At 44.1% G+C, this 16,688-nt stretch carries 15 protein-coding genes; 1 reads left to right on the plus strand and 14 read right to left on the minus strand.

Annotated features, from left to right (window positions below; genetic code table 11):
* Positions 1–17: 17 nt before the first annotated feature.
* The 10 genes from K1M91_RS12850 to glyA form a co-directional block, all read right to left on the minus strand.
* A complete protein-coding gene (locus K1M91_RS12850) occupies positions 18–1,292 on the minus strand; it encodes a sodium:proton antiporter (protein WP_232802194.1) in 1,275 nt (424 codons plus the stop codon).
* A gap of 144 nt (positions 1,293–1,436) precedes the next feature.
* Positions 1,437–1,934, minus strand: a complete 498-nt coding sequence (locus K1M91_RS12855; RefSeq protein ID WP_232802474.1) for a phosphatidylglycerophosphatase A — start codon at positions 1,932–1,934, stop codon at positions 1,437–1,439.
* Positions 1,912–2,889 carry a thiamine-phosphate kinase gene (gene thiL / locus K1M91_RS12860; RefSeq protein WP_232802196.1) on the minus strand — a complete coding sequence of 326 codons (978 nt, stop codon included), beginning with the start codon at positions 2,887–2,889 and terminating at the stop codon, positions 1,912–1,914. The genes K1M91_RS12855 and thiL overlap by 23 nt, the downstream gene beginning before the upstream one ends.
* 59 nt (positions 2,890–2,948) lie before the next feature.
* The gene (nusB, locus tag K1M91_RS12865; protein ID WP_232802202.1) at positions 2,949–3,374 is read right to left on the minus strand and encodes a transcription antitermination factor NusB; all 426 of its coding nucleotides are present in this window, start codon (positions 3,372–3,374) and stop codon (positions 2,949–2,951) included.
* A gap of 11 nt (positions 3,375–3,385) precedes the next feature.
* Entirely contained in the window at positions 3,386–3,853 is a 468-nt protein-coding gene (gene ribE, locus K1M91_RS12870; protein WP_232802204.1) for a 6,7-dimethyl-8-ribityllumazine synthase, read from the minus strand.
* Positions 3,854–3,996: 143 nt separating this feature from the next.
* Complete coding sequence (gene ribBA / locus K1M91_RS12875) at positions 3,997–5,106, minus strand: bifunctional 3,4-dihydroxy-2-butanone-4-phosphate synthase/GTP cyclohydrolase II (RefSeq protein ID WP_232802213.1); 1,110 nt, start codon at positions 5,104–5,106, stop codon at positions 3,997–3,999.
* A 12-nt stretch (positions 5,107–5,118) separates the two neighbouring features.
* Positions 5,119–5,778: a riboflavin synthase gene (locus tag K1M91_RS12880; protein ID WP_232802215.1), complete on the minus strand. Its 660-nt coding sequence runs from the start codon at positions 5,776–5,778 to the stop codon at positions 5,119–5,121.
* A 47-nt stretch (positions 5,779–5,825) separates the two neighbouring features.
* A complete protein-coding gene (gene ribD / locus K1M91_RS12885; RefSeq protein ID WP_232802217.1) occupies positions 5,826–6,953 on the minus strand; it encodes a bifunctional diaminohydroxyphosphoribosylaminopyrimidine deaminase/5-amino-6-(5-phosphoribosylamino)uracil reductase RibD in 1,128 nt (375 codons plus the stop codon).
* Positions 6,925–7,374 (minus strand): transcriptional regulator NrdR, encoded by a 450-nt coding sequence (nrdR, locus tag K1M91_RS12890; RefSeq protein WP_232802219.1) that lies wholly within the window; start codon positions 7,372–7,374, stop codon positions 6,925–6,927. The genes ribD and nrdR overlap by 29 nt, the downstream gene beginning before the upstream one ends.
* 122 nt (positions 7,375–7,496) lie before the next feature.
* A complete protein-coding gene (gene glyA / locus K1M91_RS12895; protein WP_232802226.1) occupies positions 7,497–8,750 on the minus strand; it encodes a serine hydroxymethyltransferase in 1,254 nt (417 codons plus the stop codon).
* Between the two features lie 363 nt (positions 8,751–9,113).
* Here glyA and K1M91_RS12900 point away from each other — a divergent pair, with 363 nt between their 5' ends.
* The gene (locus K1M91_RS12900; RefSeq protein WP_232802241.1) at positions 9,114–10,421 is read left to right on the plus strand and encodes a DASH family cryptochrome; all 1,308 of its coding nucleotides are present in this window, start codon (positions 9,114–9,116) and stop codon (positions 10,419–10,421) included.
* 119 nt (positions 10,422–10,540) lie between these two features.
* Here K1M91_RS12900 and rraB read toward each other — a convergent pair whose 3' ends face one another.
* From rraB to K1M91_RS12920, 4 genes are read right to left on the minus strand one after another with little or no spacing between them, the layout of a single operon-like run.
* Positions 10,541–10,906: a ribonuclease E inhibitor RraB gene (gene rraB, locus K1M91_RS12905; RefSeq protein WP_232802244.1), complete on the minus strand. Its 366-nt coding sequence runs from the start codon at positions 10,904–10,906 to the stop codon at positions 10,541–10,543.
* Complete coding sequence (locus K1M91_RS12910) at positions 10,903–11,652, minus strand: 1-acylglycerol-3-phosphate O-acyltransferase (protein WP_232802245.1); 750 nt, start codon at positions 11,650–11,652, stop codon at positions 10,903–10,905. Before K1M91_RS12910 ends, rraB begins: the two co-directional genes overlap by 4 nt.
* A gap of 15 nt (positions 11,653–11,667) precedes the next feature.
* Positions 11,668–13,974: a DNA topoisomerase IV subunit A gene (gene parC / locus K1M91_RS12915; RefSeq protein WP_232802247.1), complete on the minus strand. Its 2,307-nt coding sequence runs from the start codon at positions 13,972–13,974 to the stop codon at positions 11,668–11,670.
* A 46-nt stretch (positions 13,975–14,020) separates the two neighbouring features.
* Complete coding sequence (locus K1M91_RS12920) at positions 14,021–16,396, minus strand: EAL domain-containing protein (protein ID WP_232802248.1); 2,376 nt, start codon at positions 16,394–16,396, stop codon at positions 14,021–14,023.
* Positions 16,397–16,688: the final 292 nt, after the last annotated feature.

The following is a 16,688-nucleotide window of genomic DNA, read 5'->3' on the forward strand; positions in this document are numbered from 1 at the left end:
CATATTATTTAGATTAGTTAAGATTTTTCCAGTACTTTGGCGCGCTCTATCATACCAGTGATGGTGGAGCCTTGGACTAAGATAGAAAATACTACAACTGAGTAGGTCATAACCAAAATAATCTCTCTAACATCAATGCCTTTTTCGGGTAACACCATCACACCAGCTGGTATCGCCATGGCCATGGCTAACGCCAGACCGCCACGTAGCCCGCCCCAAGTTAGAATTTTTACCGATAAAGGATTATAAGTACGAAAGCGATTAAAGCCTAAATAGCAAAAACGAACACTTAAATAACGTGCAATTAACACCAATGGGATGGCAAGTGCCATTAAGACCCAATCTTCACTATGGAATGAGAAAGTCAGCATCGTTAAACCAATCAACAGAAATAGCACCCCGTTTAAAAATTCGTCTACCAGTTCCCAAAAATGATCTAGATGATCTTGGCTTTCCTTTGAAAAGCCAGTTTCACGGGTCCAGTTACCAATAATAATGCCGACCACCACCATCGCTAGTGGGCCTGAAACGTGCAGCTGCTCGGCAATAACATAACCTGCCGTTGGAATACAAAATGTCAGTAACAGCTCCATTGAGTGATCATTAGTCGCACTGATTAAATAGTGGAAAATTAAACCGAGCACAAAGCCATAAGCAATGCCGCCTAATGCTTCTTGAGCAAACAAAGCCGCTACACTGCTAACCGTTGGCACTTCAGTGCCAAACGCAATGGTAAATAAGGTCACAAAAATAACTAAGCCAAAACCATCATTAAAGAGTGACTCACCTTCAATTTGAGTTGAGATTCGTTGTGGCGCATTCATCTTCTTCACGATAGCCAGCACGGCGATGGGATCGGTAGGTGAAATAAGCGCACCAAACAGCAAGCAATAAATAAAACTAAGCGGAATACCTATGGCTTGGCAACCAAAATAAAGCACAATGCCAATAAAGAAGGTCGACACTAATGTCGCCACGAGCGCCAGTACTGTGATCTCCCATTTTTGGTCTCGCATATGGGATAACTCAATACCTAAACCACCAGCAAAGAGTAAGAAACCTAAAATCCCTTTAAGTAGGAAACTCTCGAAATCAATGTCGGTAATAACTTGTGCGGCCACATCCTCGAGATGAAACCAACTATTTTGACCTGCGATAACAATAATCAGTGACAGTAAAATTGAGCCCGCAGTGATCGCAATCGTGGTCTGCATTTTACCAATTTTATGGTTAACAAACGCAATCAATATCGCCGCGAGCGCGAAGTAACATAAGGTATTATAAATAGGCATGCTCACCCTCAGGTGAATTAATGGTTAACAGGGTGTCAAAATATAAGGGGTGAGGCAGTTAAGATCTAGTAAATTTTGTGTTCAATTAAGTTAATACTATTGTCAACTAAATCACTGCCTGAAAAAAGGGTGCTTTGTAAAATTTTATGCTAAATACATCGCTAATAGCTGCATACTGGCGAGTGCGGCAACCCCTGCTAAAACATCATCTAACATAATTCCAAGACCACCATGCACATGTTTATCAAGCCAGCTAATGGGCCAAGGTTTAAGTACATCAAAAAAACGAAACAAAACAAAACCAATAACCAGCCAAACCCAACCTGCTGGCGCAGCCAACATAGTGATCCAAAAGCCAACAAACTCATCCCACACAATCGCTTTATGATCGTGTACCCCCATGTCGCGGCTAGTTTGATGGCAACACCAAAAACCCAGTAGCGTTGCCGTCACCAACACACCCACATAAACCGACACGCTCAGCTGAGCCAATACTAAATAAAAAGGAATAGCAGCCAATGTGCCAAAAGTGCCGGGGGCTTTAGGCGCAAGGCCACTGCCAAAACCAACCGCCAGCAAGTGTAATGGATTGCTCAGTTTCAACCCTACCAAATCGGCTCTATTTTTTATCACTAAAATGATCCCAACCAGCAAGTGGTAGCTGGTAATTTTGATTGTCCAATTTAAGCGTTAGCTCAGGCTTCCCTGCCACTAAACGTCCGATACAAGTAAGGGGAACGCCAGCATTACCCGCGATTACTTCAATTTGGCTTTTTTGCTCTTCGGGCACAGTAAACAGTAATTCGTAATCGTCACCGCCGGCTAAACAGCGCTGACAAGCTGCTTCAAATGAAAGGGCGTTCACAATATCGATGTTAAGAGGCAACTTTTCTAGATGAATGTCAGCACCGCAGTGGGAAGCGGTCAATATATGACCTAAGTCCTGTGCCAAGCCATCAGAAATATCAATACATGCTGATGCTAATCCACGCAGCGCGGTGCCAATGACCACCCTTGGCGTAGGTTGCTGTAAGCGATCAATACAATGTTGTTGCGTGTCTTTTGACAAGCCATTGACAGCTAACCCTTGTAGCAACTGCAAGCCTAACGACGCTTCGCCGGGTTGGCCTGATACATAGATCCAGTCACCCGCTTTGGCTTGATGGCGCGTCAAAGCAGTACCTTCAGGCACATGGCCGTGTACGGTGACGGTAATACTTAACGGTCCTTTAGTGGTATCGCCGCCAACTAACTGCATACCGTAATACTCAGCTAGGGCTAAAAAGCCCTGCGCAAATTCACTTAGCCAAGCCTCGTCTAACTCAGGTAAGGTAATGGCTAAAGAAACCCAAGCAGGCGTCGCGCCCATTGCCGCTAAATCACTGATATTAACAGCTAACGCTTTGTGCCCTAAGGCCCGCGGATCGACGTCAGCAAAAAAATGTACGCCCGATACTAAGGTGTCAGTGCTCACTGCAAGTTGTGCCTTTGCCGGCATACTGAGTAAGGCGCAATCGTCACCAATACCAAGTACCACATCTTTGCGCTGAGTCACTTGCTGAAAGAAATACTTATCGATTAAATCAAATTCGCTCATAGCTACCACATAAAAAAGCCAGCAAAATGCTGGCTGTTATTGAGCTGTTTTTGCTCAGCTTATTTGTCTGATTGACGCATTTTTTGACTAACTGCGTACTTATCTAATACACCATTGACGTATTTATGGCTTTCGTCAGTAGCAAAATCTTTAGCTAGTTCAATCGCTTCGTTAATAACTACTTTGTATGGGATATCACTACGCTTGGTTAACTCAAACATAGCTAAACGCAATATAGCTTTGTCAACCTGATCCATATCGTTTAGCTTTCGCGCTAAATAAGGAGCAAGTATTTTATCCAGTTCTTCACAGTGTTGTATTACACCCGACACTAAATCGCGGAAGTAATCTAAATCTGTTTTGGCCAAATCTTGATCAATCAAAAACTGGTCAATGATATTGGCTACGTTGGCTTGCGTCATTTGCCATTGATAAATAGCTTGTACAGCAAACTGGCGCGCACGGCGTCTTTCAGCGGGTTTCACAGGGCAATTCCTTAATCTAGCTGAGCTAAAACATTAACCATTTCTAACGCGCCTAAAGCAGCTTCGCTGCCTTTGTTACCCGCCTTGGTACCAGCACGCTCAATGGCTTGTTCAATGGTGTCAGTGGTTAACACACCAAAAGCCACTGGCACATCATAGTCCATTGATACCTGTGCCAAACCTTTATTACATTCACCAGCCACAAAATCAAAATGCGGGGTACCGCCACGGATCACGCAGCCTAATGCAATAATAGCATCGTATTTTTTACTTGCCGCTACGCGTTTAGTGGCCAGTGGCAATTCAACTGCACCCGGTACGCGTACAACGGTGATGTTTTCATCTTTCACTTGACCTGAACGCTTAAGCGTATCCAGAGCGCCAGCTAGTAAGCTTTCATTAATAAAGCTATTAAAGCGAGAAATTACAATGGCAACCTTTGCATTTGGCGCCGCAATCACACCTTCAATCACATTCATTTCAGATCCTGTTTCTTAACTTATAAATCGGCGCGATTCTAGCATAGATCAAACGCAGATTTCAGACATAAAACGTCTACTCAATAAAAATAATCACCCAAGCCAACAGGCTCAAGTGAAACCGGTATAGTATTTTGCTTAGTTTACTCGCTAATGTATTCCACCACTTCTAAACCAAAGCCTGAAAGCGCGTGGTATTTTTTCGGTGAGCTTAACAAACGCATTTTATTCACGCCCAAATCGGCTAAGATTTGCGAACCTACACCAACACGGCGACTCGCACCTTGAGGTTTAGCGACAGCACGTGTTTCACCAGCATCTTCAGCTTGGTAATGCTTCATACGCTCAATCAGCTGCGCTGAGCTTTCTTCGTTACCTAGCACCACCAGTACACCACCTTCTTTGGCGATGCGCGCCATGGCTTGCGCCAAGGGCCAAGTTTGTGGCGCTTGGCGGTCTGACAATAACACATCGCCCATCACGCTCTGCAAATGCACGCGAACCAGCGTTGGGTCGCTAGCATTAATATCACCCTTAACTAATGCAAAGTGGGCTTGATTGTCGATAGTGTCTTGGTAAGTCACTAAATCAAACTCGCCATATGCTGTCGGCAATTTACATTGTGCTACGCGCTCTATGGTGGTTTCGTTATTATTACGGTATTCAATTAAGTCAGCCACTGTGCCTAATTTTAAGTCATGCTTTTTCGCAAACACTTCTAGATCAGGACGACGCGCCATGGTGCCATCTTCATTTAGGATTTCAACAATTACACCCGCTGGCGAAAAGCCGGCTAAGCGCGCTAAATCACAGCCAGCTTCAGTGTGACCCGCGCGGGTTAACACACCGCCATTTTGCGCTTTTAGTGGAAAAATATGGCCTGGCATAACAATATCATTAGGAGTGGCATTGGGTGCCACTGCGGCTTGTACAGTCACCGCGCGATCGGCAGCACTGATACCGGTTGTTACGCCCTCAGCTGCTTCAATCGACACAGTAAAATTAGTTGAAAATGCAGCGCTATTGTGATCAACCATTAATGGCAGCTTTAGTTGCGCACAGCGCTCTTCGGTCAAAGTTAAGCAGACTAAACCACGGCCATAGGTCGCCATAAAATTGATGGCTTCTGGGGTCACAGCATCAGCCGCCATGATCAAATCGCCTTCATTTTCACGGTCTTCATCATCCATTAAAATGACCATTTTACCGGCGCGAAGGTCTTCAATTATTTCTTCTATTGTATTAAGTGCCATGACGACTTTCCCTTATTTTAAGAAACCTGACTCTGCTAACAAACTCATGGTAACACCTGACGGTGCCTTTTCTGCGGCTTTATCGCCTAATAATAAACGCTCTAAATAACGTGCAATTAAGTCAACTTCAAGGTTCACTTGAGTGCCCGCTTTAAAATGGGTAATAGTAGTTTCACCGCTGGTGTGAGGCACGATAGTCAACTTAAACTCACAACCATTAACCTCATTTACCGTTAAGCTAATGCCATCAACGGTAATGGAGCCTTTGTGGGCAATATATTTAGCCAACTCAGGTGGACAGCTTAACCAAAACTCTGTGGCACGGCCTAAGTCATGCCGAGAAATAACTGTCGCCACGCCATCAACATGGCCGCTAACAATATGGCCACCAAAACGAGATTGCGGCATCATGGCTTTTTCTAGGTTCACCAAGCCGCCTACTTTGGCATGGGCAAAGCTACTTAATTTAAGGGTTTCCACACTTAAATCAGCACTAAAGCTATTTGCCCCAAGGTCGGTAACCGTTAAACACACACCATTCGTGGCGATACTGTCACCCAATTGCACGTCTGATAAATCCAGCTTGCCAGTATTGACCGTTAAACTAATGTCTTTACCTGTGGGTTTAATTTTACTTATGCTTCCCACTGCCGCCACGATTCCAGTAAACATGTTTCACCTGTCTTTCAATGATTGCCGCTTGTAGCGACACCTATTCGTTATTGTTTGGGTACGCAAATTAATCTTAAGTCTGGACCAATTAAATCAACTTGCTTAAGGCTTAACTCTGGTACTTGGCTCATTTGCGTATATTCGGGTAAGTCTACTAAACCTCGGCTACTCGAGCCCATTAGTTTCGGCGCTTGATACAAAATAAACTCATCAACCAGATTTTCAGCCAATAGCGCGCCCGCTAATGTTTGCCCAGCTTCGACCCAAACACTGTTAAATGATAGCGTGGCTAGCTTTAGCATCAATTGTGATAAACAAACATGGCCATTTTGCTCTGCAATCACAAGGGTCTTGGCTTGGGTATTTTTATGCTCGCTACTGGCCACCAGAAAAGTATCCCCCGGCAAGCCAAATAGTTGATAGTGCTGATCAAGCTGCTGGCGATTATCAATGATCACCCGCGCAGGCTGGCGCAGCTGATCTTGACTAATTATCGAATGCAGTGGGGTAAGCTCTGACCAACGCACATTCAATGAGGGATTATCTGCAACCACAGTGCCTGAGCCCGATAAAATCACATCACTTTTGGCGCGAAACAGCTGCACATCAGCACGCGCTTCACTGCTGGTTATCCATTTACTTTGACCATTTTTTAACGCAGTGCGACCATCTAAGCTAGCGGCTAATTTTAGCCTTACAAAGGGGCGCCCGTGTTGGCGGCGAAACCATAAATCATGATTAAGCGCTTTTGCTTCTGATTCAAGTAGGCCGATTGCAACGGCAATATTGCCTTGTTCACATACGTTGCGCCATTCAGTTTGCTCTGGCTCAAGTAAACAAGCCAGCTGCAACTGTTTAATGCCTAACGTCACTAGGATTTGTGCTAGTTCATGACTGGGCTCAGAGGTTAAATAAACCGTATCGCAATCTTGTTCAGAGCGCAGCAAAGCTTGTGCTTGCCGGCAAATAGCACAGGGCTCTATTGAGGTTTTCCGGGCGCTGCTTGCGACCACGTTACCAGCGAAGGTAAACACCCCGGCAAAGTTAGCCGCAGGAGCTGTGGTATAAATGCCCGTCGCTGCAAGCTCAATGGCTTGCGCCATTAAACGGCGCTCTAAGGTCTGGTTAGAAGTGTCAGACAAGGTGTTATTTTTCCAGCTTGGCGATTTCTTCACCAAATTCTTTCACGTCTTTAAATGAGCGATACACAGAAGCAAAGCGTACATAAGCCACTTTATCTAAATTTTTCAACGCTTCCATGACTAGCTCACCAAGCATTTTTGATGGCACTTCTCGCTCACCTGTCGCGCGTAATTGCGACATTATTTGATTCACTGCTTTATCGACAGCTTCGGTAGATACGGGACGTTTTTCTAATGCGCGATGCACGCCACCCATTAACTTATCTTCGTTAAACGGCTCGCGGCTGCCATCGGATTTAATGATCCTTGGCATCACCAACTCGGCTGATTCAAAGGTAGTAAAGCGCTCTTTACACTGATTACATTCGCGACGACGACGAACCTGATGACCATCAGACACCAAGCGGGAATCAATCACTTTGGTGTCTTGAACACCACAAAAAGGGCAATGCATCAAAAATCCCTAATAATCAGTAAGCAAACAGGCGTTCAGTTTACCACTTACTGCATAAAAAAAAAGGCTGCCCTTGGGGCAGCCTCTATTGCAGTCATAATGCGAAACTAATCTTGGATTAATTAAGCGTAAACAGGGTTCGCTTTACAAAGCGCAACCACTTTACCTTTAACCGCTTCAATAACCGAGTCGTCATTGATATTGTCTAGTACGTCACACATCCAACCCGCTAATGCTTTCGCGTCGTCAACTTTAACGCCACGACGTGTTAGTGCTGGTGTACCAATACGTAGACCAGAAGTCACGAACGGTGAGCGAGGATCGTTTGGTACTGAGTTTTTGTTTACAGTGATGTTCGCGCGGCCTAGGGCTGCATCCGCATCTTTACCTGTGTATTCTTTGTCGATTAGGTCAACAAGGAATAAGTGGTTGTCAGTGCCGTCAGAAACAATTTTAAAACCACGTGCTTTAAATACTTCAACCATGGCTTTAGCGTTGTCTAGTACGCCTTGCTGGTAAGCTTTAAATTCTGGCTCCATCGCTTCTTTAAATGCAACCGCTTTTGCCGCGATAACGTGCATTAAAGGACCACCTTGACCGCCAGGGAATACTGCTGAGTTTAGTTTCTTCTCAATTTCTTCGTTAGCTTTAGCAAGGATAAGACCACCACGTGGACCCGCTAATGTTTTATGCGTTGTGGTTGTGGTTACGTCAGCAATTTGCACTGGGTTAGGGTAAAGACCCGCCGCCACTAGACCTGCTACGTGTGCCATATCAACAAATAGGTAAGCACCTACTTTGTCTGCGATATCGCGAAAACGTTGCCAATCAACAATGCCTGAGTATGCAGAGAAACCAGCAACAACCATTTTTGGCTTATGCTCAACCGCTAGGCGCTCGATTTCGTCGTAATCTAGTTTGCCCGTTACTGGGTCAATGCCGTATTGAACAGCGTTGTAGATTTTACCTGAAGAGCTTACTGATGCACCGTGAGTCAAGTGACCACCGTGTGCTAGGCTCATGCCTAAAATAGTGTCGCCTGGGTTAAGCAGCGCTTGATAAACAGCAGCGTTTGCTTGAGAGCCTGCGTGCGGCTGCACGTTAGCGTAATCAGCACCAAACAGCTCTTTAGCACGGTCAATCGCTAATTGTTCAGCGATATCAACATATTCACAACCACCGTAGTAACGCTTGTAAGGGTAACCTTCAGCGTATTTGTTAGTCAGTTGGCTGCCTTGCGCTTCCATTACACGTGGGCTGGTATAGTTTTCTGACGCGATTAATTCAATGTGTTCTTCTTGACGAACCACTTCATTGGTCATGGATTCCCATAACTCTGGATCATAATCGGCTATGTTCATATCACGCTTAAGCATCCGTATCTCCTGACTAAATGCAAATTACAACTGAGTTGACAACGATGTTTACAACTTTGTTCAGTTTTGAAGCTGCGTATTTTACCTGCACTGGCTCACATTTCCCAGCCCCAAATGTTGAATAAATCTCATCAGGAAAGTGAAACCAATTAATACGAGGCGAGTTATTTACCAGAACAAGTCTTTTTCAGCGGTATTCATCCGTATTTATCACCCTCAGCCACTTAATTGAACCTTAGCTAGCTTTCACATTATCTCAGCCAAGTAACTGCTCTTGAGCATCTTTACTTAAACCATCCTCTGATTGATCAAACAAACTAGACTACGCGTATGCTGTATTTTCAATTTGCTCAAGGGCGCACCATGACAACACGAGGCATTTACTTCTTTTCGAACGATCTTCGTTTACATGACAACGCATTGTTAACACAAGCAGCGGATGAGGTAGATGAACTGATATGCCTCTACATTGACGATACGCTTCTGCCATCGACGCGATACCGACCTGAACCATGGTCAACTAAGCGCCAAACATTCCACGAGGCCAGCCTGGCCGCCTTGGAAAGTCAATTAGCCAACTTAGGCCAAATGTTATGGCGCTATCAGGCTCGCTCACTGCAGCAGCTTAATGCCTTAATAAGTCACCTTGAGATTAACCTTGCTTATGTCAGTAAACAGGTAGGATGGTTTGAACAGCAAGTGCTCCATCAAATTGCCAACAACGCGCCCCAGCTAAGCTGGAAAATAGGTAATAATCACACGCTGTGGCGTGAAGAAGATTTGCCCTTTAAGCTTTCAGATCTGCCTGCTAGCTTTACCGAATTTCGCAAAAAAGTTGAACCTCTTGCTATCAAATCCCCACTGATTAAACTAAACAACCTACCGAAACCGATGCATGTTCAATCGGATAAATTTAGTTTAAGCCGGCAAAACCAAGTGAGCCAAAGCAATGAACTTTTTATCGGTGGTGAGCAGGCAGGATTAACACACCTTAGACAATACTTTGATTCTCGAGCCCCTTCTTACTATAAGACCGTCAGAAACGAACTCGATGGCTGGGGAAATTCAACCAAATTTTCACCTTGGCTGGCTAATGGCTGTTTGTCTGCCAAGCAAATATTAACCGAGCTCAACAATTTCGAACGCCACCATGGCGCCAATGAATCGACCTATTGGATCTACTTCGAGCTGTTATGGCGTGAATATTTTCAATGGTATGGGCATCGCCATCAGCAGCAATTATTTACCTTCACTGGCATTAAAAAGCAGTCGCCCTTAACCAGCCTTTATCCTGAGCGATTTGCCAAGTGGTGCCAGGGGCAAACGCCCTACCCACTCGTGAATGCTTGTATGAAGCAGCTGAATCAAACCGGTTATATGTCTAACCGAGGCCGTCAAATTGTTGCCAGCTGTTTGGTGAATGAATTGCAAATCGACTGGCGCTATGGCGCACGCTATTTTGAACAACAGTTAATTGATTATGACGTAGCCAGTAATTGGGGCAATTGGCAATATTTAGCGGGCGTCGGCGCCGATCCGCGAGGGCAAAGACATTTCGATTTAACCAAACAAACTCAGCTGTTTGATCCGAAAGGAAAATTTATTGAAAAATGGCAAGGTCAATGTGATTTACCCCTCGATAGCGTTGATGGCGCAGACTGGCCTTGTTAGCCAGTAATAAAAAAGCCACGTCAATGCGTGGCTTAGAAATTAATCTCAGTTTTGCTTAAACCTGTCATCACAGAGCAGTGCCGCTTTTACAGCAAAAATCGAGTGACACAAGGCTAAGGCTATTCTTCGTCACCTTCAAAGTAAGTGCCCCAGCCATCATAAGTCACGTCAAATGATTCACAGATAGCTAAAATTGCGCTGACATCTTCCATGATTGCCTCAGGTGACAATTCCATTTCCACTATCACGTCAAAGCTGAAGATAGTTTCGCCATCTTCGGTTTCCACTTCTTCTGGATCAGTCACTTCGTAGCCTTTCTTAAAACAGGCAATAGCCACTTTTTCCAGCACATCGAAATCAGTGGATGCAACATGGTGCTCTATCATATATTCCGCATCAGGATCACTGCCATCTTCTAGCAGGTCATTGATGGTTTCAAGGCTTTCTAATTCAAACTCTTTTAATAACTCTTCAAAGCTGCTCATGCGAGATCCCTTTTAATTGCGCCGTCACCATGACGGTGAGCTTCGGCGCTGATTTCTTGGTATTTTTCTTCCATACGCTGCTGGCAAAGAGCCATCAACTCACGGACATTTTCTTTGTTATAACCAGTCGTATCGATTGGCTCAAGCATTTCAACAATCACTTCACCATTATTCCAGCGGTTCCACTTTACCTGATCATGGGTGTCTGACACGACAGTGGGTACAATCGGCACACCGGCTTGAATGGCAGTATGAAACGCGCCCGTTTTAAACTTCATTAAGCCACGACCACGGCTACGTGTACCTTCTGGGAACATCATCACCGACAAGTGGCCCTGTTTAATCTTATTGGCCACAGTATTGATAGTATTAACGGCACGGCCACGGTTATCTCGATCTAATAATATGTTACCTGTTAACCAGTAAAGTGGGCCAAAGAACGGGATCCAAACTAAACTCTTTTTGCCGATCGACACCACATTAGGCAGCACCGCCGCAGTGAGTGTCACCATGTCGTAGTTATTTTGATGATTAGCTATATGCACTGCAGGGCCAATTTTTTCGGCATTTTCTGGCATGCGTACAACGAGGTTAATCCCCATAAAGCGAGATGACTTAGCGAGTAAGTTTGCAATACGATAACAATTCTTTGGGTTGCGCGGTCGCAATAGCGACCACAGCGAGCCAAAAATTGACACTAAGATAAAAAAGAGGCTTAAAAAAATACCTCTTAAAATTAATAACATAAATACCCCAATAACCTATTCATTGCTTTCATTAGTCGATACGCCAGCGTCACCTGCGGCAACATCAGGAATGGCTTCAATCACAATACTGTCTACGCGCTGTAAGCCACGTGGCAACTTGTTACCTCGACGCCCCCTTTCGCCTGCATAGTGCTCAAGATCGTTAGGTTTTAAGGTTAACTTACGTTTACCTGCAAACATGGTCACATTGGCACCTTGTGGCACTATCGCAATTTGAGTGACAAATTCTTCTCTTGATAATACCCGAGCACTTGGAATGCTAATAATCTTATTGCCCTTTCCTTTACTTAATTGCGGTAAACTGCTTACCGGGAAGAGCAACATTCGCCCTTCATTGGTTATGGCTAAACAGCTATCACTGGCTAAATCATTGACCGGATACGGCACCATCACTTTTGCCCCTTTAGGCAAGTTGAGTAAGGCTTTACCATTTTTATTGCGGCTGACCATATCACTAAACTGGCCGACAAAACCATAGCCTGCGTCAGAGCAAATAAGATAATGGGCCTGATCATTGGCCATCAAGGTACTAACAAAGTGCGCCCCCGGATTTAAATTAAAACGCCCCGTTAACGGCTCACCTTGAGAGCGCGCCGACGGCAGCGTGTGAGGTTCAAGGGCAAATGCCCGCCCCTCACTATCAAGGAAGACACAAGGTTGATTACTGCGACCTTTAGCCTGCGCTAAAAATTCATCACCCGCTTTATAACTTAAACCATTAGCGTCAACATCATGACCTTTAGCACAGCGCACCCAGCCTTTTTCTGATAATACAACGGTGACCGCTTCACTTGGCATTAATTCTTTTTCAGACAGGGCTTTCGCTTCTTGACGCTCAATGATTGGGGAACGTCGGTCATCACCATAAGTTTTCGCATCAGCCAGTAACTCTTTTTTCAGCAGCGTTGACATACGACGCTCAGAGCCTAGCGTTAGTTCCAGTTTTTCTCGCTCTATATTAAGTTCGTCTTGCTCACCACGGATCTTAATTTCTTCAAGCTTGGCTAACTGACGTAATTTTATCTCTAAAATCGATTCGGCTTGAGTAGGCGACAAGCCAAAGCGGCGGATCAACTCAGCTTTAGGATCATCAAAATTACGGATGATCTCTATGACTTCGTCAATGTTAAGATAAGCAATCAACAAGCCATCTAAAATGTGTAAACGCGCTAAAATTTTATCTAAACGATGTTGCAAGCGACGGCGCACTACTTCTCGGCGATAAACCAGCCACTCACTCAATATCTGGCGCAGGCCTTTCACTTGTGGGCGGTTATCTAGGCCCAGCATGTTTAAATTAACGCGGTAATTTTTTTCTAAATCCGTTGATGCAAAGAGGTGTTGCATCAATTGCTCAACATCAACACGATTGGAGCGTGGGATAATCACTAAACGAGTTGGGTTTTCATGATCCGATTCATCGCGTAAATCCGCCACCATCGGCAGCTTCTTCGCCTGCATTTGCGCTGCAATTTGCTCTAAAACCTTGCCACCGGAACATTGGTGAGGTAATGCAGTAATGATTATCTCACCTTGCTCATAGCTGTAAACCGCACGCATTTTAATGCTGCCACGACCGCTTTCGTAGATTTTTTGAATATCTCGGGTCGGCGTAATAATTTCCGCTTCGGTTGGATAATCAGGCCCTTTCACATGAGTCATTAGCTCGTTGATATCGGCTTTTGGGTTTTCCAATAACACACAACAAGCTTGAGTTAACTCCCGTACATTATGAGGTGGAATATCAGTCGCCATCCCCACTGCAATACCAGTAATGCCATTGAGTAATATATGGGGTAAACGCGCAGGTAAAACCTTAGGCTCTTTCATGGTGCCATCAAAGTTAGGCGACCAATCACAGGTACCCGAACCTAACTCTGACAGTAGCACTTCCGAAAACTTAGATAATTTCGCTTCGGTGTAACGCATTGCTGCAAACGATTTAGGATCGTCAGGTGCACCCCAGTTACCTTGTCCATCAACTAATGGATAGCGGTACGAAAACGGCTGCGCCATCAGTACCATGGCTTCGTAACAAGCGCTGTCACCATGGGGATGGTATTTACCTAATACGTCACCCACAGTACGAGCTGATTTTTTATATTTGGCATTGGCCGACAAACCCAGTTCGCTCATGGCGTAAATAATACGTCGTTGTACTGGTTTTAAACCATCGCCAATATGAGGCAAAGCGCGGTCCATAATGACGTACATGGAATAGTTTAGGTAGGCTTGTTCGGTGAACTGCCGCAACGGCAGTTGCTCGACGCCATCTAAACTCATGTCAACGGCATCAGTCATATTGAATTCCTTAAGATAATTACTACTGCAAGAGCATGATGAAGAACTAGTTTACTTGCTCAGGCCAAGCCATGTCAGGCGGCACCGGCTTACCGATATAATACCCTTGGGAATAATCCACTCCGAAGGAAACCATCATGTCATGAATTTCTTTATTTTCTACAAACTCGGCAACCGTTTTGTGGCCAAAATTGTGAGCAATGTTAATCAAGGCTTTGATAAACACTTGATCATCAGGTCGCTTCGGACAATCTTTAACAAACGAGCCGTCAATTTTAATGTAATCCAAAGGCAGGGATTTTAACGAATGAAACGAAGAATAACCAACCCCAAAATCATCAAGGGCGATTTCACAGCCTAATCCCTTAAGAACATTAATGTGTTCAACAGCTTGCACTAAGTTAGACAATGCCGCTGTTTCCGTTATTTCAAAAATAATTTGACTGCCTTGTACACCACGCCTTTGCATTGCCTGTTTTATTTGCGCGATCACAGCTTCATCACTGAATGACTTGGCTGATAAGTTAATGGCGAGCCGCTGTTCAATGCCTCGCTCTTGATTAATCATGAGTTGGTCCAACGCCGCATTAATCACCCACAAATCCAGCTGTGAAATATAACCATTTTTCTCAGCTGCTAAGATCAACTGATAAGGAGAGCGCAATATGCCTTCTTCGTCACGCACTCGTAGCAATACTTCCCAGTGACGCACCTCTTCGCGTTGATTATCAAATAACGGTTGAAAATACAGGGTAAGCAACTGCTCTTCAATGGCGCGCTGCGCTTTCGCCAACCAGTACCAATCGTTGTTAACTTTAGTTCCGACATTTTCGCTGTGATAAATCGCTAAACGGTTTTTACCCAAATCTTTAGCTTGATACATTGCAATATCTGCTTTGGATAGCAGTTCTGAAATATCCGTGCCATGCTCAGGAGAAGCAACAATACCTATGCTGGCAGAGGCTTTGTGAATTTCTTTACGCCCAGCCACGCACACTTCACCAATTAATTGCAAAATACGTTGACCGACAACTTCCGCCGCAGCTAAATCAATATCATTTAAAAATACCGCAAACTCATCCCCACTGACTCGAGCAAGTAATACGTTACTTGGCAGTAAGCGCTCTAACGTGGTCGATACTTGAGTGAGCATGGTATCGCCCGCTTTATGACCACTGATGTCGTTAACGTATTTAAAATTATCTAAGTCCATAAATAACAAGCAACCATTGGCATTATTACTTAGTCGCTTAGCTATTTCGGTGTTAAACATGCGACGATTCGGCAGTTCAGTGAGAGGGTCATGATTAACTAACCACTCTAACTCATTAGCACGTTGAGTGAGCTGACTTTCCAAAGTTTCTAATTGGTGAGATAAAGAAATACTAGCTTCACCTAACTCGTCAGACTCATCGGCAAACTGCTCTTGCTTACCTTGCTCTTCAACGATATGACGAAAGTCATGATGACGAGAAGTCGCCAATAAAGGCAATGATTGAATAACAGTACGGATCCGCTTTAAGGGTTTACGCAACAAATAAAGTAATAAAACGATAGCCAGAACCAGTGCGCCAAAGCCGTAAATAACGTTATTGTAAGTTGCACTACGTAGCAAATTAGCTAATTCATTTATATCATTAACAATGAGTAAATAAGCTTGACCAGATAGGTTTGTATTTTCAATTGGGTAACCACGAAACTCGTAGATCCTACCGTTTATATTGATATCCCCCTTTCCTTGTAGAATATCGGGCACATTTAAATGAGGAGTTAGCTGGTTGAAATCAAAATTGCGGATACGTCGACTGAATACCAAATTAAGCGCTTGGTCAGACTTTTCTTCTAACAATATTTGAAAGCTGCGCACATCTGATTTAGATATCGGCGTCATTTGATGATAAGGAAAAACAAAAATAAGGCTTTCACCAAAGCCAAATTGAGTTTCACTGCGTACCAACAGCTGACACGAATTGCGACAATAAACAAACCAATTGTCGGCATCGTCAACTTGCGCCAATGCGATCCAACTTCGGGTTTTATCATCTAATAACATCTCATTTGAGCTGGCCGTTACTTGTCCCTCAATATCCACTAACAATAATGCCGATATAGGCAACGATTTACGTCCACTGACCTCTTTTACTATCTCTTTAAGTTCAACATTATTAGCAAGTCTTACTGCTCGTAGACGGTTACTGGATTTTATTTGGTTGGCGACTGAATCGACTCGGCTATATAGCTCTTCGTAGTAGGTAGAAATTTGATGCTGCTGGTAGCTGAAAACAACACGACGCTCCAACTGAAAGAAATTAGTCAAGTTGGTTAAATTAAGGTAGGTGTAGCCGCTGAAAATAAGCAATAAGAGCAAAAAGGTCACTCCCATTACTTTACTGCCCAAGCCTAAGCTATAGCTTTTCTTCAAAACCAATCCCTATTAAGCACATAAATGTTTCGCCAGAAATAAGCAACGAGAATCATGACTGTCAATGTCATAGAAATACGCAGGCAAACAAGTTGAATAAATCCAGACCATAGAAAAATTCTAGCTACATCAATACGCTTTGCATAGCTACAAAATCACAGAATTAGCCATAATGACAAAGATAATATGATGTGATTGATTATTTTGTATTTGTTTTGAGCAAATTGTTCTTTTAATGATATTTTAATTGATAAAAATAGCGTGGGAGGGAAGTAAAGGGGAATGAATTCCC

Origin of the sequence: Motilimonas sp. E26 (genome assembly GCF_021278025.1) — a bacterium.
Classification (GTDB): Bacteria; Pseudomonadota; Gammaproteobacteria; order Enterobacterales; family CBDFNC01; genus Motilimonas.

Coding starts and splice junctions, on each gene's coding strand:
- rraB (WP_232802244.1), bottom strand. CDS start 10,906: ATGAGCAGCTTTGAAGAGTTATTAAAAGAGTTTGAATTAGAAAGCCTT.
- thiL (WP_232802196.1), bottom strand. CDS start 2,889: ATGAGCGAATTTGATTTAATCGATAAGTATTTCTTTCAGCAAGTGACT.
- K1M91_RS12850 (WP_232802194.1), bottom strand. CDS start 1,292: ATGCCTATTTATAATACCTTATGTTACTTCGCGCTCGCGGCGATATTG.
- ribBA (WP_232802213.1), bottom strand. CDS start 5,106: ATGGCACTTAATACAATAGAAGAAATAATTGAAGACCTTCGCGCCGGT.
- parC (WP_232802247.1), bottom strand. CDS start 13,974: ATGACTGATGCCGTTGACATGAGTTTAGATGGCGTCGAGCAACTGCCG.
- ribE (WP_232802204.1), bottom strand. CDS start 3,853: ATGAATGTGATTGAAGGTGTGATTGCGGCGCCAAATGCAAAGGTTGCC.
- K1M91_RS12900 (WP_232802241.1), top strand. CDS start 9,114: ATGACAACACGAGGCATTTACTTCTTTTCGAACGATCTTCGTTTACAT.
- glyA (WP_232802226.1), bottom strand. CDS start 8,750: ATGCTTAAGCGTGATATGAACATAGCCGATTATGATCCAGAGTTATGG.
- K1M91_RS12910 (WP_232802245.1), bottom strand. CDS start 11,652: ATGTTATTAATTTTAAGAGGTATTTTTTTAAGCCTCTTTTTTATCTTA.
- K1M91_RS12880 (WP_232802215.1), bottom strand. CDS start 5,778: ATGTTTACTGGAATCGTGGCGGCAGTGGGAAGCATAAGTAAAATTAAA.
- nrdR (WP_232802219.1), bottom strand. CDS start 7,374: ATGCATTGCCCTTTTTGTGGTGTTCAAGACACCAAAGTGATTGATTCC.